This window comes from Massilia sp. LjRoot122, from assembly GCF_964252725.1.
GTDB lineage: Bacteria > Pseudomonadota > Gammaproteobacteria > Burkholderiales > Burkholderiaceae_D > Telluria.
This window is the reverse complement of sequence record NZ_CAXUPB020000002.1, coordinates 116,229-139,466: the sequence shown is the minus strand read 5'-3', so window position 1 is coordinate 139,466 and position 23,238 is coordinate 116,229. Positions and strand designations below refer to the sequence as shown.

Below are 23,238 nucleotides of genomic sequence, written 5' to 3'. Positions count from 1 at the left end.
CCCATGCACAACGCAGCCCAGAATCCTTCGCCCGCGGCGGCGCAGGCCCTCGAGTCCGAGCATAACCCCCATACCGGCGCGCTCGTCATCGTCACCATCCTGTTCTTCATGTGGGGCCTGCTCACCTCGCTGAACGACGTGCTGATCCCGCACCTGAAGTCGATCTACACCCTCACCTACCTGCAGGCGATGCTGGTGCAGTTCTGCTTCTTCGGCGCCTATTTCGTCGTGTCGCTGCCGGCCGGGATCTTGATCAAGAAGATCGGCTACCAGAACGGCGCCGTCACCGGCCTGATGATCGCGGCGGCCGGCTGCGCCCTGTTCTATCCGGCCTCGACGCGCGGCTACGGCCTGTTCCTGTTCGCCTTCTTCGTGCTGGCGAGCGGCATCACGATCCTGCAGGTGGCGGCCAATCCTTTTGTGACCGTGCTCGGGCCGGCGCGCACCGCGTCGAGCCGCCTCACCCTGACCCAGGCCTTCAACTCGCTCGGCACCACGGTGGCACCCAGCTTGGGCGGCATCCTGATCCTGTCGACCGTCGCGCTGAGCGCGGACCAGCTGGCGACCCTGCCGGCAGCCGAACAGGCGGCGCACAAGGCGGCGGAAGCGGCCGCGGTGCAGGGTCCCTACCTGGGCCTGGCGGCGGCGCTGGCAGTGCTGGCGGTGCTGTTCGCGGTGGCGAAGCTGCCGAAGATCAGCCATGCGGACGACGGCAAGCCCGCCGTCGACGGCAAGGGCGGCGCCATGGCCTACCGCCACCTGGTGCTGGGCGCGGTCGCGATCTTCCTGTACGTGGGTGCGGAAGTCAGCATCGGCAGCTTCCTGATCAACTTCCTCGGCGAGGGCAACATCGCGGGCCTGAGCCACGCGGATGCGGCGCAGTACGTCAGCCTGTACTGGGGCGGCGCCCTGGTGGGCCGCTTCATCGGCTTCGCCGTGATGCGCTACGTCAGCCCGGGCAAGACCCTGGCCGTCAATGCGCTCGGCTCGATCCTGCTGGTGCTGCTGGCGACCTTCGGCGACGGCCAGCTGGCCATGTGGGCGATCATCGCGGTCGGCCTGTGCAATTCCATCATGTTCCCGACCATCTTCAGCCTGGCCCTGCACGGCCTGGGCAAGTTTACCGGCCAGGGGTCGGGCATCCTGTGCATGGCCATCGTCGGCGGCGCGATCGTCCCCTTCGTGCAGGGCATGTTCGCCGACACCATCGGCCTGCAGCCGTCCTTCCTGGTACCGGCCGTGTGCTACCTGTTCATCCTCTACTTCGGCCTGAAGTACGCGAACCTGCACAAGCAGCCTGTGACGGCTGCCTGAGTTCTAGGAATGCCCGCCGCTGCGCAGCGCGTTCATCAAGTCGATGAAGCGCCGCGCCGCCAGTCCCGGCGGGCGCTCGTTGTTCCAGATGACGTCGACGAAGAAGCGCAGCACGTTGGTGAAGTTCGCGGTCGGGATCTGCACCAGTTCACCGTGCTCCAAAGGCTCGCGCACGAAGCCGGAAGGCAGCCAGGCCCAGCCCAGGCCAGCCTTCACCAGCGCCAGCGCCGCGGCTGGGTTATCGGTCCGCCATTGCAGGCGCGCGACCGCGATGCGCTTGTCGACCTGCTCGGTATCGCGGCCGGCGACCAGCACCTGGCGCTCGGCGAGCAGGTCCTCGTCGCGGATGGCTTCCTTGCCCATGCGTTCGCACAGCGGGTGCGCAGGGGCGACCACGGCGACCAGCCTTTCCTCGGCCACCTCTTCGAAGGCTTCGTAGGGTTCGCGCCCGTAGCGCTCATAGACCAGGGCCAGGTCGGCGCGCCCGCTCTGCAGCATGGCCAGCGCGTCGGCCTGCGGCGCGGTGAGCACTTCCACCTTCAGCAGCGGGTATTCCAGCGCCAGCCGGCGCAGCGCTTCGCTCCAGGGCGTCGCCGCCAGCAGCTCGGGCACCAGGGCGACCCTCAGGGACGACTCCAGTCCCCGGGTCAGCGACAGCGCATGGCTGTTCAGGCGCCCCAGCTGTTCGAGCAGCAGGCGCGCCTGCGGAACCAGCACGGCGGCATGCGCCGTCGGCTTCGGTTCGCGGCCGCTGCGGTCGAACAGCTGCAGGTCGAGCTCCGCTTCCAGGTTGGCGATCGCCATGCTGACGGCGGACGGCACCCGCCCCAGTGCGCGCGCGGCGGCGGAGAAGGAACCGTGGTCCACCGCCGCCAGGAAGACAGTCAGCTTATCGAGATCGAAGGCCATCTTTCAATATTACTGACAACTCCTGACTTTTTCCATCTCCTTTGCAGATATATGATGCGGCCCATCGTATTTTTTGAAGGAAGCATCATGGCGTGGATCGTTCTCGTTGTCGCAGGCCTGTTCGAAATCGTCTGGGCGGTCGGCCTCAAGTACACGGAAGGCTTTACCCGCCTGTGGCCCACGGTCGGCACCGTCGTGGCCATGGCGGTCAGTTTCGGCTTGCTCTCTTACGCGCTGAAGACCCTGCCGGTCGGGACGGCCTATGCCGTGTGGACCGGCATCGGTGCGATCGGCACGGCGATCGTCGGCATCGTGCTGCTGGGCGAGTCGGCCTCGCCGGCGCGGCTGCTGTGCATCGCGATGATCGGCGCCGGCATCGTCGGCCTCAAGGTGGTGTCGTCCTGAGCCTCATTCGAGCTCGCGCCACCACGGCTTGCCGGCGTGCGGCGCCGTGAGGTCGAGCGGCTCGCCCATCTCCGGCGTCGTCAGCTTCACGTCGCTGGTGGAGGCCAGCGCCGAGATCCGCTCCAGCGGGTCCTGCCAGCGGTGCAGGGCCAGGTCGAAGGTGCCGTTATGGACCGGCAGCAGCCACTTGCCCTTCAGGTCGAGGAAGGCTTGCAGGGTCTCTTCCGGCTGCATATGCACTTCGGGCCACTGCTTGTCGTAGGCGCCGGTTTCCACCATGGCGACGTCGAAGGGACCGAAACGCTCGCCGATCTCCTTGAAACCCTTGAAGTAGCCGCTGTCGCCGCTGAAGAACAGGCGCAGCTCATCGTGCAGGATCACCCAGGAAGCCCACAGCGTGGTATCGCGGTCGCCCAGGGTACGGCCCGAGAAATGCTGGGACGGCGTGGCGATGAAACGCACGCCATCGATCGTCGCCTCCTCCCACCAGTCGAACTGGCGCACCTTGCTTGCTTCGACACCCCACTGGACCAGGCGGTCGCCGACGCCGAGCGGCGCCAGGAAGTGGCTGGTTTTGGCGGCGAGCTGCATGATCGCGGCATGGTCGAGGTGGTCGTAATGGTCGTGCGACAGGATCACGGCCTGGATCGGCGGAAGCTCCTCGATGGAGACCGGCGGCGCATGGAAGCGCTTCGGGCCAGCCCAGCCCACCGGCGAGGCACGCTCCGAGAACACCGGATCGGTCAGGTAGAAGGCGCCGCCCAGCTTGAACAGGATGGTTGAATGGCCCAGGCGGAACAGGGACTTGTCCGGCGCGGCGAGCAGGTCGGCACGGCTCAGGGCGCGCACCGGGATGGCCTGCGCCGGCATGGTGCCCGCCGGCTTGTTGATCATGGCGTTCCACCACAGCCCGACCATTTCGCCGAAGCTGTACTCGCGCATCTTGATCGCGTTGCGGAATTTGCCGTCCGCGAACTGGGGAGACTGCGCATGCGCAGGAACGGCGGCGGAAGCGAGGCTGCAATAAGTCATGATGGCGGTGATCCCGAGGATGAGGGTGGCGAGCAGGGTGCGCATGGGGGTTCGATTCCTTAAAGTACACTACACAGTGTAGTTTCACTTTTTGGAAAAGTAAACTGGTCGGTGTAAAATTAAGCGATGAACGAGATCCGCCTCACCGACCGCAAACGCTTGGCCATCATCACGGCGGCCGCCGCGCAGTTCCGCGCCAACGGCTTCGAGGCCACCAGCATGGACAAGATCGCCCTCGAAGCGGGCGTGTCGAAACGGACGGTGTACAACCACTTTCCCAGCAAGGAAGAGCTGTTCACGGAGACCGTCGTGCAGCTGTTCGAGCGCAGCGCGTCGCTGCTGGAACTGCCCTACCGCAGCGACGCGGGCCTGCGCGAACAGCTCACGGAACTGGTGCGCCTGAAGATGCGCTCCTTGGCGGACCAGGATTTCCTCGACCTGGCGCGGGTGGCGATCTCGGAAGCGATCCATGCGCCCGAGCGCGCGCTGCCGATCTTTGCGCGCCTGAACGAGCGCGAGGAAGGCGTAACGGCCTGGATCCGCGCGGCCCAGGCCGACGGCCGCCTGAAACCTGGCGACCCGGCCTTTGCCGCCACCATGCTGCAGGGGCAGATCAAGGCCTTCGCCTTCTGGCCGCAGGTGGCGATGGGCGCCGCCCCGCTGGCGCCTGCGCAGCAGGCGCCCGTGATCGAGGCGGCGGTGTCGATGTTCCTGTCTTATTTCGGCGCCGAGCAGTAACGCTCGACGTAGGACTGGTGCGAAGGCAGGCCCGCCACGGTGCGGTCGATCTGCCCCTTGATCCCGCCAAGGAATTGCGACAGCTCTTCGTCGCCCATCAGGTCGGCCGTCTGGTGATGGCGATAGGGCATGATGCCCTGCCCCAGCATCACCTGGATCCATGAATTCTCGGCGAACAGCTCGGTGGGCGCGCGGAATACGCGGCCGGTTTCGCGGAACAGGTCGATGCGGTGCTGCAGCGACTTCGGCACTTCCATGTTGCGCGCATCCCTCCAATACGGCGCGTCGATCCGGTTGTTGACCTTGTAATGCAGGATGATGAAGTCGCGGATATGCTCGATCTCGGACGCGGCCTGCCGGTTGAATTCCTCGACGTCGGCCTGCACGATGCCCTCCGTGGGGAACATCTGCATCAGGCGGATGATGCTGCGCTGGATCAGGTGGATGCTGGTCGATTCGATCGGTTCGAGGAAGCCGCTCGACAGGCCCACCGCGACCACGTTGTGCTTCCAGACCTGGCGGCGCTGGCCTGGCGTGAACTTGATCACGCGCGGCTTCATGAGTGCTTCGCCTTCGATATTCCCCTGCAGCGCCTGGATTGCCGCCTCTTCGTCCACGTAGCGGCTCGAGAACACGATGCCGTTGCCAACCCGGTGCTGTAGCGGAATGCGCCATTGCCAGCCGAAGGGATGCGCGATCGAGCGGGTCAGCGGGACGGCGTCACCGACGGAGGCGGTCTGCAATGCGGCGGCGCTGTCGTTGAACAGCCACTCCGACCAGTTTTCATATTCGACGCCCATCGCCTGGCCGATCAGCAGGCCGCGGAAACCGGTGCAGTCGATGAACAGGTCGCCCTCGATGTCGACGCCCGAATCGAGCGTGATCGAGCGCACCTGGCCGCTCAGGGCGCTGGTGCTCACGTCGACGATCTTGCCCTCGATGCGCTGCACGCCGAAGCGCTCGCTGAACTTGCGCAGGTAGCGCGCATAGGCGCTTGCGTCCAGGTGGTAGGCGTAGTTCATGCCTCCGCGCGGCAGGTGGGCGAACTTGTTCTCCTGGGAGGCGCGCAATTCGAGGCAGTAGTCGCCATACTCGCCAGCCAGCCCGCGCTCGCGGCCCTTGTGCCAGAAGTGCTGGAAGCCGGCGGTCCAGTGGTCGGTGCCGGTCAGGCCGAACGAGTGGATGTAGTCCTCGTTCACGTTGCGCCAGTGTTCGAAACTGATCCCGAGCTTGAAGGTGGCCTTGGTCTCGGCCATGAACTCCTGCTCGTTGATCTCGAGGAGGTTGTGGAAGTTCAGCAGGGTCGGGATGGTCGCCTCGCCCACGCCCACGGTGCCGATCTCGTCGGATTCGACCAGCTTGATGTCGAGGCGCTTGCCCAGCACCTTCGAGATGCAGGCGGCCGCCATCCAGCCGGCGGTGCCGCCGCCCGCGATGACGACCCGGCGCACGGGCTTGCCCATGCCGTTCAGTCCTTGTTCCATGTCTCCCTCCTCAGCGATTCATTCTTTTCAGTAATTGGGCGCGGATGCTGCGCACGCTGTCGGCATCCATCGGCGCCAGGGCGCGGCGCGCGTTCGGCGGAATATGGGCGGCGGTCTTCTCATCCGCTTCGAACACGTAGTGGCGGAACAGCCCGGCCCAGGCCTTGCGCTGTTCCGGCGGCAGGTCGCGCACGCTCATCAAGGCATGCATCAGCGCGTTCATCGGCGTGTCCATGTAGCCAGGCGACTGGCGCCACCAGTAGTTCACCAGCACGTTGAAGTCTTCCAGCGCCTGAATGTGGTGCCACCACATGCTGGGGATGAACAGCGCGTCGCCCGCTTCCATCTCGACCGCCAGCGCATGCTCCATGGCCGTGGCAAAACGCGGGAAGCGTTCGAGATCGGGTTTCAGGAAGTCGACCAGGCTGATGGCCTGTCCGGCCGGCGTCAGGTCGAGCGGGCCGATGTACAGGTTCTCGACCTGGTCGGGCGGGAACAAGGTGAAGCGTCGCCTTCCGGCCACCACGCAGGCCAGGTTGTCCGGCAGGTCGTAGTGGGCGGCGATGCGGGTACGGTTGCCGATCCAGATCGAACCCAGCGCGTCGCGCCCGCCGAGGTCGAGGGGGTTCTCGTCGTGGAAACCGGGCAGGCAGGTGTCGATCGTGGTCGAGCCGACGTAGATCGCCGGCTGCTGTTGCGGGGCAGCGCCGCGGTAGCGTTCAAGCTCGGCCAGCACCTTGTCCAGGCGCACCGACACCGGTGCGAAGTTAAAGCCATCCATCGCTTCGTTGTAGAAGAAGCGACCTTCGATCTCGGGCGGGCCCAGCATGGCATTGACGGTGGCGTCGCGGTAGAAGCGGCGCAGGTAGGCGTCGGCAGCAAGCGCGGACTCGCGCGCGGCCCGGACCATCGGCCATTGCGCCACCAGGCCGCGCAGCACCACCGGCTCGGTGGACGCAAGAATGCCGGGGCCGAGGTCGCGCGGCGTCAGGCCGGCCAGCTCGCGGATGGGTTTAGGCGCGTGCACGGCGGGCATTTTTGCGGTCGATCAGCGCGCGGAAGTTGGACAGCGAAGCGAGCTGGAAGTAGATCGCGCTGAGGTAGCCGGCCTTGTGCAGGCTGTCGAGAGTTTCGGCGTCGAGCGCGGCCAGGCGGTCTTCGTTGATGGTGTAGAAGCCGGCAAGGCGGTTCTGGGAACCGTCGTCGAGCGTCACGTCGAGCGAGAAGCCTTCGATCAGCTCGTGCTTCACCAGGGCCTCGACGAAGGCGGCATTCGCTGCCATGCCTTCGTGGATGGCGAGCAGCATCGAGTTGACGTTCTCGAGGTAGGGGCTCATGCCGCCGTGCGGCAGGAAGATCGGCTCCCCTTCGTGCTTGCTGACGCGCGGGCTCTCCAGGTCGATGTGGATCATCAGCTCGTCGCCGTCGCGGCCGATCATAAAAGGCAAGCGGTCAACCAGCAGTGGGATTGTGCTGGCATCCCAGCGTTCGTCTTCCAGGAACAGGTTTTCGTCGGACTCGAAACCGAGCAGGGCCACCGGCTCGAAGGCGCTCGCTTCGCTCTCCTTGCGGAAGATGATCGGATAGTGGGCCTGCAGCAGCCGGAATTCAGCGGGGAAGGTCGGCACGAAGGCGTGGCTGTCGGTGATGTCGCGGCCGTGGCGGGTGATCACGCGCAGGTCCTTGTGATCGATGTTATTCAGCAGTACGGGATTGGCCATCGGTGTCGTCTCTTTCGTTCTCGTTGTTTATGTCGTCGGAAGCCCGTGGCGCACGATGTGCGCGATGAGCGTGCGGTTGTCCGGCAGTGCGGGCAGCATCCGGCGGGTCAGGTCGGCGGCCTGGCGCAGGAAGCCGTCGGCCATGGCGCCGTTGCCCTCCCCGATGCGCTCGCGCCGGGCCAGGCCGGGCTCCGGCTTGAAGCCCATCCCGTACAAAATATACTGGTAGCTCGCCGCCGGGAAGACTTCCTGGATGCGGTTGAAATCGTAGCGCGAGGGCGGACGGTGGCGCCACAGCGCCAGCAGGTCGTCCAGGCGCTGCGGGATGGTTTCGCTGCGGCGGTTGTCGCGCCAGTAGCCATGCGGATCTTCCGCGCCCTCGCGGCGGCTCAGGACATAGTGCAGTTTCAGGAAGTCGATCACCCGTTCCCAGCGGTAGGTGAAGGTTTCGTTGAAGCGCTGGGCGCTGAGCTCCATCTGCGCGCGCGTGACCGGCATCTCGTCGGCCAGCATCGCTGCCGACAATTCGACCATGGCCAGTGCCGAGGCTTCCAGTGGCTCGATGAAGCCGGCGGACAAGCCTATCGCGACGCAGTTACGGTGCCAGAAGCGCTCGCGGTAGCCCGGTTCGAAGGACAGCTTGCGCGGCGTCGGGATGTCGTCGGGGCCGCCGGTCGCGCGGATGTATGCGCGCAGCGCGCGTTCGGCCGCATCGTCGCCGGTGTGCGCACTCGAATACACGTGGCCGATGCCGCGCCGGGCAGGCAGGCCGATGTCCCAGATCCAGCCGGCTTCCTGCGCGGTGGACGTGGTCTGCGAGGCGATCGGATCATCCTCGCGCACATAGGGTACCTGCACCGCCAGCGCGCTGTCGTTGAACAGGACGCCACGCTGCGGGAGGAAGGGCACGCCGTAGTGCTTCCCGAGCAGCAGCGACTGCATGCCGGTGCAGTCCACGAACAGGTCGCCGGCCAACTCGCCATGCGCCCTGGTATGCAGGGCGGCGATGTCGCCATTGTCGTGGGAGCGGATGCCGGTGACGTGGTCCGGTACGTAGTCGACGCCGAGCTTTTCCAGGCAGTGCTTCTTGAGGAACAGGCCGAACTTGCCGGCGTCGAGGTGGTAGCCGTAGTTCGCCACCGCTGCGAATTCGGGCGTGGCGGCCTGCTTGGGCGCGCGCCCGTGCACGCACAGGTGCGGCTGGTAGCTCACCAGGTCGGCGAAGGGAACGCCGGCATGGCGCTCGAGCCAGCTGCCGGCCATGTCGGCCTCGCCCCAGCCCTGGGGCAGCACGAAGGGATGGAAGTAGTAGTCGTGGTCGCCGCCGCTGACCCAGCGGTTGAAGCGCGAGCCCTGCTTGAAGGCGGCATCGCATTCGCGGAAGAAAGCGGATTCGGACAGGCCGGCCGCGCGCAGGGTGTCGCGCATGGTCGGCCAGGTACCCTCACCGACACCGATCGTCGGCACGTCGGGCGACTCGATCAGCGTCACGCGCAGGCCGCCATCCCCAAGCGCCTTGAAGCTCGATGCAAGGACGGCGGCAGTCAGCCAGCCGGCCGACCCTCCGCCCACGACGACGACATGCCTGATGGTGGTGATCGCCATATTTGTTTTCAATAAAACCAATGCTGGGCAAGTCTAACCTGAAAGTGAACACAGCGGACCGTGGCATCGGCCAGGGCCCGCTGGTTTTTTTGCTAGCCTCAGCTTAGAACTTGTAGCGAGCCGACAGCATGTAACGCGGACCAGACTGCTCCACATACAGCGCCTGACGCTCGTTACGGCCATGCACGCGCCGGATCTCGTCGGTCACGTTAATGCCTTCCAACTGGACACTGATGTTCTTGTTGACGTTGTATCCGATGCTCAGGTCAAGCTGGCCGTAGGCTTCGACATAGTTCGGGTTCGGGCCCACGCCGTCGAAGGTCCCGGACAGGAACTTGTCGCGCCAGTTGTAGGCCGCGCGCACGTTCCACTTGTCGTTCTCGAAGATACCCACCAGGTTGGCGGAGTCGCTCAGGCCCACTAGCGCGAACTGCTCGCCGATGCTGGCATTGTTGTACTGCAGGCCCGAGTCGACCTTGGTGAAGTTCGCCTGGACGCCGAATCCCGAGGTGCCGAACATGTGCTGCACGTTGAACTCCAGGCCGCGCAGGCGTGCCCTTTTCTGGTTCGAGTAGCTCGTGATCTGGAAGTTGGCGATCGGGTCGTTCGGCTGGCCTGCGATGGAACCGGTGGCATTGCCGTTGACATCATCCGGCCCGCGCGTCACGCCAGCACTTCCCGCGAAGTTGCGGAAGATGTAATTGCGGATGCAAGTCGTGTCCGAGCTCGCGCAGCCGGCGCCGATCGCCGCATTCCAGTAGGCGCCGCCCACCGGGGTATGCAGGCCGAAGGGCTGGGCGGTGACCTGCGACTGGCCGGCGTAATTCTCCAGGCTCTTGCGGAAGTGGCCGACCGAGATGAAGCTCGACTTTTCGTAGTACCACTCCCAGGCCAGGTCGATGTTCTTCGATTTGACCGGCAGCAGGCCCGGGTTGCCCTGGGTTCCCCGGCCGCCTTCGATACGACCCTGCACCTCGAGCACCTGGCCGCCGGTCAGCTGGTCATAGCGGGCGCGGCCGATGGTTTCGCCGTAGCTGAAGCGGCCCTTCATGTCGGAACGCAGGTCGATGTCGGCGTCGAAGCTCGGCAGCACATGGTGGTACTTGCCGGTCAGGGTGGTGAAGGACGGTGTGCCGAAGCCCACCGCGAACTCGTTCTGCGACAGCCAGGTGTAGGAGGTGGCGATCGGCACCAGCGCGGTCGAGGTGACGTCGGTCTTTTCGTAGCGCACGCCCAGGGCGGTATGCACCGGCATCGCGAAGTCCCAGTCGGTGTTGAACTGCAGGTACAGGCTCTTCGACTTTTCGCGGGTGCGCTGGTCGGTGGTGTAGTTCGGTTTCGGCAGGTACAGCTCCGGCTTGCCCGTGACGGTCGCGGCGAGCTGGCGCAGGGCAGCGAAGTCGAAGGTGTAGAAGGTGTTGAACAGGTTCGGGCTGTCGTGGCCATCGATGTTGTCGAAGTACTGACGCAGGCTCTCCTGGTGGAAGAAGCTGGCCGGGTAATCCGATGCCTTGGTCGCGCCGCCCCAGGTGTCGTCACGCTGCTGAACCGAGAAGGCCGAGCGGTTCTTCACGTCGGTCGAGGCCAGGCCGAACTTCAGCTCGGATGCTTCCAGCATCTTCCAGCTGCCGTGGGTCTGCACCTGGGTGATTTCGCTCTTGACGTAGCCGTTCTCGAAGACCGAACCGGTCACCTGCTGCGGGGCGCGCTGGAAGTCGGCGCCCTGGATGCTCAGGACCGGCAGATCCTTCGAGAAGTCGACGCTGGTGGTGCCGCGGCTGAAGCTGGCGGTGCCCAGGACGTTGGACGAGCCGAACGGGCTGTCCGGTACCGATTCGGCGGTCGAGCGGTGCGCGTCCAGCTCGAGGCGGACATCGCTGTTGACCTTCCATGCCGCGTTGAAGCCGAGCGACTTGTTCTGGGTCTTGGTGGCGAAATCGGCGCCGCCCATGGCGATGTCGCTGTTGGCCGGGTTGATGATCTCGGTGTACACCAGCGGCGCGGCGACCGGACCGTCGGTCCAGGTGCTCGAGGACGGACCGAAGTTGAACCAGGCCGAGAGGTCCTGGCGGCGGGTCTGGATCTTGTTTTCGGAGTAGGTGTAGTCGAGGGTTGTGGTCAGGGCCTTGCTCGGTGCGAACTGGAACACCAGCTGGCCGTTGGTGCGCTGGCGCTGGATGCCGTTCATGGCGTAGTTCATGTTCTGCGGCACCTGGTACAGGTCACCCGGCTCCGGACGGTTGGTGATGTTCTCGGAGCCCGGGGTGCCCGGCTGCGGGATGGTGCCCCAGTTGTTCTCGTCGCCGCGGAACGGACCCCTCCAGCCGTTGCCGACGGACGCCACGTTGTAGCCCAGATTGCGTTCCTGGTAACTGGCCGACAGGCCGATACCGAAGCGGCCGTCGGCCGAGGTGTTGCTGTAGATGCCAGACACTTCGGGGGTGACCTTGCCGCCGCGCTGGACATCTGCCGGCAGGTTGTCGGCCGAGCGGTCATACACGCCCTTGACGCCGATGCTGGCCTGCAGGCCCGGACGCGAGAGCGGGCGTGCGGTCAGCACGTTGATGGTGGCGCCGATACCGCCGGTCGGGGTCTCGGCGCGCGCCGATTTATACACCTGCAGCTGGGAGATCGCTTCCGAAGCGATGTTGGCGAAGTCGTAGGCGCGCCCCGGGCGGTCGCCCAGGCTCGAAGTCGGCATCTGGCGGCCGTTCAGCAGCACCAGGTTGAAGTCGGGACCGACGCCGCGCACCGTCACCTTCGAGCCTTCGCCGATGCTGCGGTCGATCGACACGCCGCTGATGCGCTGCAGCGATTCGGCCAGGTTGGTATCCGGGAACTTGCCAATGTCTTCGGCGACGATGCCGTCCACGAAGCCCTGCGCATTGCGCTTGAGGTTCATCGACGATTCGAGACTGGCGCGCAGGCCGGTCACGACGACGGTCTGGACGCCGGCCGGCGAGGAGGGGGTGCTGGCTTCCTGGGGGGTGACCGCGGCCGGATCGGTGGTGGCGGCAGCGCCAGGGGTCGAGGCGACTTCCTGGGCATAGGCCGGGATGAATGCCGCGCACGCGCTGGCTACTGCCAGGCTCATCAATGTCTGTTTAGCCTTGGGGTAATACATGGTGCTCTCCTGTTTTTTTTAAAATGACCGTCACCCAATCCAACGGTGTCTCCACTACCTGTGCCGGGCTGCACGCTGCCGGCGCTCGATGCTGTCGTCCCTGCTGCCGCCCCTATCGCCGGGCACCTCCTCGCCACCTCGCTGCCAGGTAGCGGGTAAAAGCTTGCGCGTCGCGCTCGTTCATCTGTGTTCGCTCAGGCTTGCGTGGAAACGTTTCCATGTCGCTTGTCTGAATATTAGGGTTAGCAAAAAAAATTGTCAACGGAATATTCCACGTCGGTATGCGCCGAAATGCGGCTGATTTGCAACACTCGGCCGGATTTTATGGTAACGTTTCCAATATTCGACCAAAAGGGGTAAGGAATGGCGCGACGCGGGGACAGGCCGGAGGCGCGGCGATGGTGCCGGCGACTTGCGCTGCTCGTCGGACTGCATGCGGGCATGCCGGCGGTCCAGGCAAGCGAAGCAGTGCCGACGTTCACCTGGCCGCATGGGGCGCGCGCCGCGGTCAGCCTTGCCTACGACGATGCCCTGGATTCACAGCTCGACCACGCCCTGCCCGCCCTCGACAGAGCCGGATTCAAGGCCAGCTTTTACCTGCAGCTGTCGAATCCGTCGGTAGCTCGGCGCATGGAAGACTGGCGCGCGGCCGCGCGGCGTGGGCACGAGCTCGGCAACCACAGCCTGTTCCACCAATGTGCGCGCAGCAAACCCGGGCGCGACTGGGTCGCACCGCACCGCAACCTCGACACCACCAGCGCGGAACAGATGCGCGACCAGGTCCTGCTGGCCAATACCATGCTGGCGGCGATCGACGGGCGCCAGGAACGCACGTTCACGGCCCCCTGCGGCGATACCCTGGCGGGCGGCCGCGACTACCTTCCCGCGCTGCGCGACAGCTTCGTGGCCATCAAGGTCGGCAACAACAGCGGCATCATCGACGCGATGCAGTCGCTCGACCCGCTCGCGGTGCCGGTGGCGGCGCCCAGCGGCAGCAGCGGCGCGCAGCTGATCGCCATCGTCCGCCAGGCGATGCAGCGCGGGACCATGGTCAATTTCACCTTCCATGGCATCGGCGGCGACTACCTCAGCGTCTCCACGCAAGCTCACGACGAACTGCTGCGCTTCCTCGCCGACCACCGCCGCCAGGTCTGGACCGACAGCTTCATCAACATCATGAAACACGTCAGGCAGCAGCAGGCCCGCAAGCCTGTGACGCCCTGAAAGCACAAGGAGAAGCATGAGACCGATCCGCTTGTTCGCTGCAGCGCTGGCTGCCCTGCTCATGCTGGCCACTGCCGGCTGCGCCACGGCACCCCGCTGGACCCTGGCCTGGAGCGATGAATTCGATGGCGCCCAGCTCGACCGCACGAAGTGGGTGGCCGAAACAGGTGGCCATGGCTGGGGCAACAAGGAACTGCAGCATTACACCGACCGTCCGGAAAATCTCCGAGTGGCGGACGGCATGCTCGTCATCGAAGCGCGTCAGGAAGGCTATGGCGGTAAGGATTACACCTCGGCGCGCATCAAGACCGCCGGCCTGATGGAGCAACTGCATGGCCGCTTCGAGGCGCGCATCAAGGTGGCGAAGGGCCAGGGGATCTGGCCAGCCTTCTGGATGCTGGGCGCGAATATCAAGCAGGCCGGCTGGCCACGCAGCGGCGAGATCGACATCATGGAAAACATCGGCAAGGAGCCGGCTATCGTGCACGGCACCCTGCACGGGCCCGGCTATTCGGGCGACAAGGCCTTCGGCAGTCCCTCGCCGCTGGAGCGCGGCATCTATGCAGACGATTTCCACGTGTTCGCGGTGGAATGGGAACGCGGCGAAATCCGCTGGTATCGCGACGGCATCCTGTACCACACGGCGCGGCCAAGCCTGGTCAAGGGCGACTGGGTGTTCGAACACCCCTTCTTCGTGCTGCTGAACCTGGCCGTCGGCGGCCTGTGGCCCGGCTACCCGGACAGCACGACGGTCCTACCGCAACAGATGCTGGTGGACTATGTACGCGTCTACCGGCGCGCCACGCCTGCGCAATAGCCAAGGCAGCAGAGCCAGCAGGCGCCGTCCCCGTCATTCCGGCTTTTTTACGCTCCAGACCGCAAATTGCGCAGTTCATCGCAATCGCTTCGGTGACGGCGCGGCAGCGCCCTATAGTGCTTCCATCGCCACCCTACCGGAGAACAAGCATGAAAAAAATGTTGAGTGCCGCCGCCGTCGCCGCCACGCTCGCACTGGTCGCCAGCCCAAGCTTTGCCAATGACCTCGTGCGCGAAAACCGCAGCGTCGATGCCAAGGTCACCAAGGTGAAACTGGACGGCATCGTCGACCTCGTTGTACGCCAGGGCAACACGCCCTCGCTCGTCGTCTCGGGCGACCGCCGCTTCGTCCAGCGCATCACCACCTCCCAGCGTGGCGACACGCTGGAAATCGGCACCGAATCCTTCAATACCCGCCGTGGCGACATGAACGAGAAACTGCGCGCCGAGCTGACCGTCCCCAACCTCGCCGAATTCAGCTCGGAAGGCGTGGGCGCCTCGACCCTTACCGGCTTCTCGGGCAATTCCATCCAGGTCGCCCTCGATGGTGCCGGATCGGTGACCATGAACAGCAATTACCGCAACATCGACGCACGTCTGGGCGGCGTCGGCGGCCTTGCCCTGAACGGCGTACGCGCCGAGCGCGTCGACCTCAGCCTGCGCGGTGCCGGCCGCATCAGCATCAACGGCGAGAGCAAGCTCCTGCGTGCCAAGCTGGCGGGTGTCGGCAGCCTGGAAGCACAGGGCTTGCGTGCCGAGTCCGTCGACCTCGACATGAGCGGCCTCGGTGGCGCGACGGTGCACGCGACCCGTGCGGCCGAGATCGACCTGAACGGCATGGGTTCGGCCACCGTCTACGGTAACCCGGCAACACGTAAGGCCAACACCAACGGCATGGGCAAGGTGGCCTGGAAGTAAGCCGCGCAAGTGTTGTCAGGGTTCGGCGCTACTGCTTGAGCCGCTCCTTGACCACCATGCTGTTCCGCACTTCCTTCACCCCCGGCACGTCACGGGCAAGCTGCGCCGCCCGTGCGGCGCTTTCGGGCGACTCCACGAAGCCGCTGAGCTGTACCGTTCCCTTGTAGGTTTCGACCTGGACTTCGGTTGCCTTGACCTGGGCGTCGGCAGCAAAGGCCGTCTTGACCCGGGTGGTGATGGCGGCATCGTCGATGTATTCACCGGTGCCACGTTGCGCGGTCGAGGGTGCGCAGGCACTGAGGATCGCCAGCACCAGACCGAGCAGGATCAAATGGATGCGGTAGGAAAAATTCATGGGAGGCTCCCGAGAGAAGGCAGACCAGCCCATTCTCTCGGCAGCCCTTGATTCGCGTTTGATGCCGAACAAACGTGCGAGCGGACCTTTTTTCAGTCAGCTTTGTTCAATGCCAGTACCGGCGCTGCGGCGTCGCTGGCCGGCGGCCGCAGGGCAAAGCCGCGCCGCGCGAGGTCGCGTCCGAGCACCACGCGCAGCTTGGCGGGCGCGCAGCTGGCCACTTCCTGCAGCTGCACCTTGCCGAAGCGGCCGGCCAGGCGCTCCGCGGCTTCGCGGTAGGCCGCTTCGAATTCGATGCGGGTCTGGCGCACACCGAAGCCCGGCTGGTTCGACAGGCGCGCCACCTTCATCCCGTCCGTAGCGAGCTGGCGTGCCAGCTTGCGTGCCATGCCCCGTACGCCATTTCCATTGCGTACTTCGACGAGCGCGAGGGCTGGAGCATTGCCGTCCGGCATGGCCGGCGCCGGTGCAGGCAGCGAAACCGGCGCTGACGCGCTTGCCGGCAATGCACCCCGCCGCAGCTCCAGCATGCCATCCGGTCCGGCGGCCAGTTGCACCTGGCCCCATCCATCCTCCTCACGCCCGGGTGCCTTGAGCGCGCGGTCGAGCGCCGCGACCGTGGTCTGGCCGCCTGCTGCGGCATAGTCCGCGCGCAGGTCATGGGAGCGCAAGGCGTCGGCCTGGCTCAGCATCTGCTGCGCGCGCTCTTCCTGCCCGAGCTTGCGCAGGGTCTCGCCCAGCAGCTGCCAGGAACGGTGGTTCAGCGGATCGAGCAGGCAGGCCTTCTCGAGCGCGACCAGCGCCTGGTCGTACTCTCCCTTCAGGAAGTAGGCATGCCCGAGGTTGCTGAACAGGTAAGCCTTGCCCGGACCCGAGGACAGCGTGAGCGATTCCGTCAGCGCGCGCCACAGCGCGATCGCCGTCGTGAATTCGCGCTGTTCCGCATACAGCGTGGCCAGCCCGTTGCGGGCGTTCACGTGTCCGGGAGCGGCCTGCAGCGCGGCCTGGTAGGCGGCGCGCGCTTCGTCGTAGCGGCGCGCGAGGTGGTGATTGCGCCCCGCCAGGTAGGCATCATCGGCGGCCAGGGCGGCGCCGTCGAAAGCGGGGTGCGTACCGAACGGCGCACATGCCGCCAGTCCGGCGCCGGCGCACAGCAGCGCCAGCCGCATGAATAAGTTGGTTCGCATCACAGGCTCCTTGGTGTTCATTGCGCGCCGGTCAGTTTGCCCAGGGTCCGCGTAATCTGGATCATCGCCGGGCCGAGCAGTACCATCAGCAGCATGGGGAATATGCAGAAGATCAGGGGGAACAGCAGCTTCAGGCCGATGCGGGCGGCGCATTCCTCGGCCACGATGCGCCGCTTGTGACGCAGGCTGTCGGACTGTACGCGCAGCGCGTCACCGACGCTGGTACCGAAGCGCTCGGACTGGATCAGCATGGCCACCAGCGTGTCGACATCCTCGACACCGGAACGCAGCGCGAAGTTGCGCAGCGCCTTCTCCTTGCTGAAGCCGGCGCGCATTTCCATCAGGACGAGCTGCAATTCCTGCGCCAGCACCGCGCTCTTGATGTGGATTTCGCCCGCTACCTTGACCAGCGCGCGCTCCAGGCTCAGGCCTGCTTCGACGCACACCGTGAGCAGGTCGAGCGCATCGGGAATGGTTTCGAAAATCTCGCGGCGGCGGCGTTGCACGATGCGTTCAAGGAGAAAGTTCGGCAGGTAATAGCCGAGCGCGGCCGCGATCAGCAGCAAGGCCATCAGGCGTGTACCCGGCAGCACCCTGCTGTAGGCAACGGTCGACGCTGCCGCCATGGCCGGCAGCACCAATGCGAGCGCCGTCTTGGACGCGAAATACAGCGCCAGGGCGGACGGATTGCGCCAGCCGGCGTTCATGAAACGCGTGCGCAGGCTGGATTTTTCCCAACCCTCTTCGGGCACCGACAGCTTGGTCAGCGGTTTGGCCGCGCTGGCGACGCGTTCGACCCAGCCGCCCCCGGCATCGAGCTGGCCCTGCTCCGCATTGCCGAGGAAGCGGCGCAGGCGCTCGCGCAGGGCCAGCGGCGCGAACAGCACCACGCCGAGCCAGGCCAGGCCGGAGACGACGCACAGGACGATGAGCAGGAAAATCAGCTGGGAGGATGTCATGTTCACCTCTGGATGGAATGCGGGGCGGACTCAGATGCGGATCCGGATGATCTTGCGCATCCAGACGCCGCCGGCCACCATCAGGCCAAGGCCGTACCACATCATGCGCATGCCGCTCGGGTCGGTCCAGAGCAGGCTGACATACTTCGGGTTCATCACCAGCATCATGCCCAGCACGGCGAACGGCAGCAGGGTGAGGATCAGTGCCGACATCCGCCCTTCCGCCGACAGCACGCGCACGTGCGCCACCAGCTTCAGGCGGGCACGGATGATCTGGCTGATGTTCCCCAGGATCTCGGCCAGGTTGCCGCCCGATTCGCGCTGGATCAGCACTGCGATGATGAGGTAGCGCAGGTCGGTCAGCGGAATGCGCGCGGCCATGGCGTGCAGCGCCTCGTTCATCGGAGCGCCGTAGTTGATTTCCTCGCGGGCGATGCGAAACTCTCCGCTGAGCGGCTCGGGCAACTCGTTACCGACGATCTGGAGCACGTTGCTGAACGAGTGGCCGGCACGCAGTGCGCGTGCGATGAAATCGGCGGCATCCGGCAGCTGCTGTTCGATGCGGACCAGGCGCCGCTGGCGTGCGCGGCGCAGCAGCACCCACGGCACACACAAGCCGAGCAGGGCCACCAGGACGCGCAGCGAGACCGGCAGCTGCCACCCGAGCGAGGCCAGGCCGGCAGCAAGCATGCAGCCGAACGACCAGGCCAGGAACTGTCCGACCGTGTTGCCGGTGCCGGACTGCACCAGCAGGGCATCGATCCGGTGTGCCAGCGGGATGTGGTGCAGGACCCGGTCGAAGGCTGCGTTGCGGCTGTAGGGACGCTGCTTGAGGATCGAGATCCGCTCGCCGCTGCGCCCTGAAGAGCCGGACATGACCTGCAGCCGGCGCGCGATGCGCCGCGCCGCCGCGCCATGGGTGCCCATCCACCACAGGTAGGCGCCCTCGATCGCGAGGACCGAGGCCGCGAACAGGAATACCACGAAAGCGTAGAACAGTGCGTCCATGCTTCCTCCTCAGTCGAAGGTCCGGTCGGGATCGAAGCTGTCTTCCGGCACCGGCACGCCATACATCTTCAGGCGGTCGGCGAAGCGCGGACGGACCCCGGTGGCGCTGAAGCGCCCTTTCACCTTGCCGTCGGCATCGACGCCGCTCTGCTCGAAGCGGAAGATCTCCTGCATCGAGATGATGTCGCCTTCCATGCCGGTGATCTCCTGCAGGCTGACCACCTTGCGCGTGCCGTCCGTCAGGCGCGAGGCCTGTACCACCACCGTCACGGCCGAGACGATCTGCTGGCGGATCGCACGCGCGGTGAGGTTCACGCCGGCCATGCTGACCATGTTCTCCAGCCGCGACAGCGCGTCGCGCGGGGTGTTCGAGTGGATCGTCGCGAGCGAACCTTCATGGCCGGTATTCATCGCCTGCAGCATGTCGAGCGCCTCGGCGCCGCGCACCTCGCCCAGGATGATGCGGTCGGGGCGCATCCGCAAGGCGTTGCGCACCAGGGCGCGCTGGGTCACCTCGCCCTTGCCTTCGATGTTCGGCGGACGGGTTTCCAGGCGCACCACGTGCGGCTGGCGCAGCTGCAGTTCGGCCGCGTCCTCGATCGTCAGCACCCGCTCGGTGGGCGGGATGAAGCCGGAGATCAGGTTCAGCAAGGTGGTCTTGCCGCTGCCGGTGCCGCCCGAGATCAGGATGTTCACCTTGGCCGCACCCAGGCTTTCCAGCACCCGGATCATGGGCGGCGTCAGGCTTTTATAGTCGAGCAGGTTCTGCACCGACAGCGGCGTGGAACCGAAGCGGCGGATCGAGAGCAGCGGACCGTCGACCGCCAGCGGCGGGATGATCGCGTTGACACGCGAACCGTCCGGCAGGCGCGCATCGACCATCGGGCTCGACTCGTCGACGCGCCGGCCCACGCGCGAGACGATCTTTTCGATGATCTTGATCAGGTGGGCGTTGTCATGGAAGCTGATGTCGGTGAGTTCGAGCTTGCCACGCCGCTCGACGTAGACCTTGCTGGCGGTATTGACCAGGATGTCGGAGACGGTCGGGTCGTTCAGCAAGGGCTCGAGCGGACCGAAGCCGAGCATCTCGTGCTGGATGTCGAGTACCAGGTGGTGGCGCTCGTGCTGGTTCAGCACGATGCGCTCCTCTTCGATGATGCGCTGGATCAGCAGGGCCAGCTCGTGCTTGAACTGCTCGGCGGTGAGCCGCTTGAGACGCTCGAGATCGATGCGGTCCAGGATCATCTGGTGCATCAGCTTCTTCAGCTCCTGGTAGGCCTGGTTGGCGACTTCCGGCGGGACTGCACCGGGCTGGCGCTCCGGGCCGGAACTCGCAAGGCGTTCACGTAAGGACATAAGTGGCTCCGGTCGTTCTGTTTGCTGGGAATCAGTCGTCGGCTTCGCCGCGTCCGAACAGGCGGTCGAGCAGCCCCCTGCTCTCCTGGACGCGGCGGGTCGTCACCAGCTCGACCATGTCGGCCAGGCTGCGCGCGGCGGCGCTCGAGCGCGACAGCTGCAGCACCGGTACGCCCTGGTTGACGGAGTCGGTCACGGCGACGTAGTCATTGGGGAAGGTATGCACCACTTCGCAGCCGAGCGCGGCATGCAGGTCCTGCAGGCGCAGCTTGCCGCCCTTTTCGTAACGGTTGACGATCAGCCGGATGTGATCCAGCACGTAGCCGAGCGAGCGGAAGATGTCGAGCAGGCGACGGGCATCGCGGATGTCGGGCAGGGCCAGCTGCAGCACCGGATAAATGGTGTCGGTGACGTCCAGCGCGCGCAGCGACACCGCATCGATCTGGCGGCCGACGTCGAGCAGCACGTAGTCGTAGTGCTGGCGCGCGACGCGCAGGATGGTGTCGATGTGTTCCGGCTTGGCCTCCCTGGTATGCGAGGCATCGTCGGCCGCCGCCAGCACGCCGAAACCCGGCGTCACGTGTACCACGCAGGACTCGAGAAATGGCCCGTCCACGCGCGCTATCTGCGCGCAGACGTCGGACAGGGTCATGGTCGGCTTCTGGTCGGACACGTACAGCGCGGCGTCGCCGAACTGGCTGTGCAGGTCGATCAGCAGCACCTTCTTGGCGGCCAGGGTGGCGAGCGCGTAGCCGAAATTGGTCGAGATGAAGGTGGCGCCGCTGCCGCCCTTGCAGGCGATGAAGGCGAGGATCTTCCCGTCACGCAGGCCCGAGACCCCGGCGGCGGCCGATATGCGGTCCATCGACTCGTGGAAGGCGCGGTGCACCAGGGGCAGGGCCAGCACATCGCGCACGCCGGCACGCATGGCATGGATCAGGAGTTCCGGCTGCTGCTGGTCGGTCAGCAGCATCAGGTGGGCTTCGGGATACTGGCGGCTGAGGCGTTCGAGCAGGGCGGCTTCGGAAGGCTCGGTCTCGGTCGCATCGATGATGACCAGTTGGGGACTGTCGGCTTCGGGCCGGTCGAGTGCCTCGCGCAGGCTGGCACGGACGGCCCCGAGGTTCAGCGGCGGCACGCGTGCCGCTCCCTGGGAGGCGATCTCCGCATAGAGCTGGCTGTCGCGGCTGATGAGTAACGCTTTCATGGCGGGCCTCGTTGCTGGCGCATCGTGTCAAAGTGGAAGGCAGGCGCTCATCGCGCACCACCGGTGGTGATGAAGATCGGGGCCGGGGCGCTCTCCGGCTGCGCGAAGCTGCGCTGGTAGCGCTCGTGCGCACCCTTGGCCGCGCGGCCGTCCACCCCGGTAGCGGGATTGCGGTTGGCCGCCGCCGCCGGGTCGAGCACCTGGACGGCCAGGTTGGCGCGCGTGGCGCTGCCGAATTGCCGGTCCCACTCCGGCGTGGTATGCATGCAGCCCTGCAGGCAGGCGGCCACCAGCGCCGGCAGCAGGAAGTGGATCTTGGTCTTCACGGATGCCTCCTATTTGAGTTCGAAGCCGCCGGCGGTCTGCGCGGCGGGGGGCGCGGCCTGCGGCGTGGACGCGGCAGCAGTGGTCGCGGCCGGGGCATCCCCCTCGAGGCGGCCGCCGAGCAGCACCTCGCCGCGCGTCGGTATGCCCACCTTGTCGGTCGGCAGCGCGTAGCCGGCGCCCGCGATCGGCTTGACCAGCCGCGCGGTGATCACGAACACCAGTTCGGTGCGGTCCTGCTGGTAGTCGGTACTGCGGAACAGCGCGCCCAGCACCGGGACTTCGCCCAGCATCGGCAGGCCCTTCAGGTTGGCCACCAGGTTGTTCTTCACCAGACCGCCGATGGCGAAACTCTGGCCGTCATACAGCTGCACGGTGGTGCTGGCGCGGCGCGTGGTCACGACCGGCAGGATCGCGTTGCCGGCAATGCCGAACGCCGACACGCCGATCCCTTCGCGCGACAGCTCCGACACTTCCGGCGCCACCCTCAGGTTGATGCGCCCGCCCGACAGGACGGTCGGGGTGAAGCGCAGGCCGACGCCGAATTCCTTTTCCTCGAGCGTGATCCTGTTGTTGTCCTGGGAAACCGGGATGTAGAACTTGCCGCCGGCCAGGAAGGTGCCCTCCTGTCCGCTGATGGCCAGCACGTTCGGCTCGGCCAATATGCGCACCAGGCCGTCCTGCTTGTCGGCCTCGGCGATCAGGCGATTGCCGTTGGACTTCATGCCGCCTATCCCGCCGCGCGCCTTGCCGCTCAGGAAATCCGATACCAGGACAGCGGTCCAGCTGCCGGGATTGATGTTGAAGGCGGCATTGGTCTCGAGCCGCTCGATCAGGGTCTTCGACACCTCGGCGATCTTGACTTCAAGCTGCACTTGCTGCGGCGCGCTGACGTTGAGCAGGTTGACCACGCGCGTGCTTGCCGCGGCGACGGCTGCGCCGCTGCCATTGTTGTTGGCCAGCGGGATGACGCCGTCGTTGTCGTTGGCCTTGTCGGCGGACGGCAACTGGCGCAGCGGGCGCCGCACGTAAGCCGTCGCCAGCTCGACCGCGCGGGTGATGGCGCCGGCATCGCTGACGGTGCCGGTCAGGACCAGCGAATCGGCGGCGGCCATCACGCGGATATCCTTTTCGTCGGGCATCGCTGCGGCCAGGGTCGCCTGCAGTGTGGCGGGGTCCATCGAGACCACGATGTCGACCACGCTGCACAGGCCGCTTTTCCCCTGCACGATCATGTTGGTGCTGCCGACGTCGACGCCGGCGATGTACAGCGTGTCCGGCGACACCAGCATCGCCTGCACGATCGCGGGATTACCCACGCTGCGGTTGAGCACCCGTTCGGGCAGGCGCAGCATGGTCGATTTGCCCATGTTGAGCGACAGCGTGGCGGGGCGCGCGGCCTCGCCGCTGCAACCCATCGTGGGCAGCGGCCGCGTTTCCTGCGGTTTGGCCGGAGCCGGCTTGGCAGCTGCGGGAGCCGCATTGGAGGGCGCGGCGGCGGCCAGCGCCAGGCCAGCGGCAAACCGTGCAAGTGTAAGGCGTCTCTTCATGG

General features: G+C 66.0%; 21 protein-coding genes. 6 read left to right on the top strand and 15 right to left on the bottom strand.

Annotated features, from left to right (window positions below; all coding sequences use genetic code 11):
* Positions 1–3 precede the first annotated feature (3 nt).
* A complete protein-coding gene (locus tag ACSQ25_RS23900) occupies positions 4–1,314 on the top strand; it encodes a sugar MFS transporter (protein WP_436108241.1) in 1,311 nt (436 codons plus the stop codon).
* A gap of 3 nt (positions 1,315–1,317) precedes the next feature.
* Here ACSQ25_RS23900 and ACSQ25_RS23895 read toward each other — a convergent pair whose 3' ends face one another.
* On the bottom strand, positions 1,318–2,223 hold the full coding sequence (locus ACSQ25_RS23895) for a LysR family transcriptional regulator (RefSeq protein WP_436108240.1): 906 nt from the start codon (positions 2,221–2,223) through the stop codon (positions 1,318–1,320).
* 87 nt (positions 2,224–2,310) lie between these two features.
* Here ACSQ25_RS23895 and sugE point away from each other — a divergent pair, with 87 nt between their 5' ends.
* Positions 2,311–2,628, top strand: coding sequence for a quaternary ammonium compound efflux SMR transporter SugE (gene sugE / locus ACSQ25_RS23890; RefSeq protein WP_436108239.1), 318 nt, complete (start codon positions 2,311–2,313; stop codon positions 2,626–2,628).
* 3 nt (positions 2,629–2,631) lie between these two features.
* Here the strand turns inward: sugE and ACSQ25_RS23885 are convergent, their stop codons facing one another.
* On the bottom strand, positions 2,632–3,705 hold the full coding sequence (locus ACSQ25_RS23885) for an MBL fold metallo-hydrolase (protein ID WP_436108238.1): 1,074 nt from the start codon (positions 3,703–3,705) through the stop codon (positions 2,632–2,634).
* Positions 3,706–3,786: 81 nt separating this feature from the next.
* On the opposite strand from ACSQ25_RS23885, the gene ACSQ25_RS23880 reads away from it, so the two are divergent.
* Positions 3,787–4,398 (top strand): TetR/AcrR family transcriptional regulator, encoded by a 612-nt coding sequence (locus tag ACSQ25_RS23880; RefSeq protein WP_436108237.1) that lies wholly within the window; start codon positions 3,787–3,789, stop codon positions 4,396–4,398.
* Here the strand turns inward: ACSQ25_RS23880 and ACSQ25_RS23875 are convergent.
* The 5 genes from ACSQ25_RS23875 to ACSQ25_RS23855 form a co-directional block, all read right to left on the bottom strand.
* On the bottom strand, positions 4,377–5,882 hold the full coding sequence (locus tag ACSQ25_RS23875; protein WP_436108236.1) for a tryptophan halogenase family protein: 1,506 nt from the start codon (positions 5,880–5,882) through the stop codon (positions 4,377–4,379). The two genes, ACSQ25_RS23880 and ACSQ25_RS23875, sit on opposite strands and share 22 nt — an antisense overlap.
* 10 nt (positions 5,883–5,892) lie before the next feature.
* Positions 5,893–6,918, bottom strand: coding sequence for a cupin-like domain-containing protein (locus ACSQ25_RS23870; RefSeq protein WP_436108235.1), 1,026 nt, complete (start codon positions 6,916–6,918; stop codon positions 5,893–5,895).
* Complete coding sequence (locus ACSQ25_RS23865; protein ID WP_436108234.1) at positions 6,896–7,603, bottom strand: SapC family protein; 708 nt, start codon at positions 7,601–7,603, stop codon at positions 6,896–6,898. Before ACSQ25_RS23865 ends, ACSQ25_RS23870 begins: the two co-directional genes overlap by 23 nt.
* 27 nt (positions 7,604–7,630) lie before the next feature.
* Entirely contained in the window at positions 7,631–9,208 is a 1,578-nt protein-coding gene (locus ACSQ25_RS23860) for a tryptophan halogenase family protein (RefSeq protein WP_436108233.1), read from the bottom strand.
* A 103-nt stretch (positions 9,209–9,311) separates the two neighbouring features.
* Positions 9,312–12,302, bottom strand: coding sequence for a TonB-dependent receptor (locus tag ACSQ25_RS23855; protein ID WP_436108232.1), 2,991 nt, complete (start codon positions 12,300–12,302; stop codon positions 9,312–9,314).
* Between the two features lie 471 nt (positions 12,303–12,773).
* Here ACSQ25_RS23855 and ACSQ25_RS23850 point away from each other — a divergent pair, with 471 nt between their 5' ends.
* The 3 genes from ACSQ25_RS23850 (at position 12,774) to ACSQ25_RS23840 (ending at position 15,290) form a co-directional block, all read left to right on the top strand.
* Entirely contained in the window at positions 12,774–13,556 is a 783-nt protein-coding gene (locus ACSQ25_RS23850) for a polysaccharide deacetylase family protein (protein WP_436108231.1), read from the top strand.
* A gap of 16 nt (positions 13,557–13,572) precedes the next feature.
* The gene (locus tag ACSQ25_RS23845) at positions 13,573–14,373 is read left to right on the top strand and encodes a glycoside hydrolase family 16 protein (protein ID WP_436108230.1); all 801 of its coding nucleotides are present in this window, start codon (positions 13,573–13,575) and stop codon (positions 14,371–14,373) included.
* Positions 14,374–14,522: 149 nt separating this feature from the next.
* Positions 14,523–15,290: a GIN domain-containing protein gene (locus ACSQ25_RS23840; RefSeq protein ID WP_436108229.1), complete on the top strand. Its 768-nt coding sequence runs from the start codon at positions 14,523–14,525 to the stop codon at positions 15,288–15,290.
* A gap of 28 nt (positions 15,291–15,318) precedes the next feature.
* Here ACSQ25_RS23840 and ACSQ25_RS23835 read toward each other — a convergent pair whose 3' ends face one another.
* The 8 genes from ACSQ25_RS23835 to ACSQ25_RS23800 form a co-directional block, all read right to left on the bottom strand.
* Positions 15,319–15,645, bottom strand: a complete 327-nt coding sequence (locus tag ACSQ25_RS23835) for a BON domain-containing protein (protein WP_436108228.1) — start codon at positions 15,643–15,645, stop codon at positions 15,319–15,321.
* Positions 15,646–15,737: 92 nt separating this feature from the next.
* Positions 15,738–16,832 carry a tetratricopeptide repeat protein gene (locus ACSQ25_RS23830; protein ID WP_436108227.1) on the bottom strand — a complete coding sequence of 365 codons (1,095 nt, stop codon included), beginning with the start codon at positions 16,830–16,832 and terminating at the stop codon, positions 15,738–15,740.
* A gap of 17 nt (positions 16,833–16,849) precedes the next feature.
* On the bottom strand, positions 16,850–17,791 hold the full coding sequence (locus tag ACSQ25_RS23825; RefSeq protein WP_436108226.1) for a type II secretion system F family protein: 942 nt from the start codon (positions 17,789–17,791) through the stop codon (positions 16,850–16,852).
* A 30-nt stretch (positions 17,792–17,821) separates the two neighbouring features.
* Positions 17,822–18,799 carry a type II secretion system F family protein gene (locus ACSQ25_RS23820; protein ID WP_436108225.1) on the bottom strand — a complete coding sequence of 326 codons (978 nt, stop codon included), beginning with the start codon at positions 18,797–18,799 and terminating at the stop codon, positions 17,822–17,824.
* A 9-nt stretch (positions 18,800–18,808) separates the two neighbouring features.
* The gene (locus tag ACSQ25_RS23815; protein ID WP_436108224.1) at positions 18,809–20,155 is read right to left on the bottom strand and encodes a CpaF family protein; all 1,347 of its coding nucleotides are present in this window, start codon (positions 20,153–20,155) and stop codon (positions 18,809–18,811) included.
* Positions 20,156–20,186: 31 nt separating this feature from the next.
* The gene (locus ACSQ25_RS23810; RefSeq protein ID WP_436108223.1) at positions 20,187–21,362 is read right to left on the bottom strand and encodes an AAA family ATPase; all 1,176 of its coding nucleotides are present in this window, start codon (positions 21,360–21,362) and stop codon (positions 20,187–20,189) included.
* Positions 21,363–21,409: 47 nt separating this feature from the next.
* Positions 21,410–21,688 carry a hypothetical protein gene (locus ACSQ25_RS23805; RefSeq protein ID WP_436108222.1) on the bottom strand — a complete coding sequence of 93 codons (279 nt, stop codon included), beginning with the start codon at positions 21,686–21,688 and terminating at the stop codon, positions 21,410–21,412.
* Positions 21,689–21,697: 9 nt separating this feature from the next.
* Positions 21,698–23,236, bottom strand: a complete 1,539-nt coding sequence (locus tag ACSQ25_RS23800) for a type II and III secretion system protein family protein (protein WP_436108221.1) — start codon at positions 23,234–23,236, stop codon at positions 21,698–21,700.
* Between the last annotated feature and the right edge of the window lie 2 nt (positions 23,237–23,238).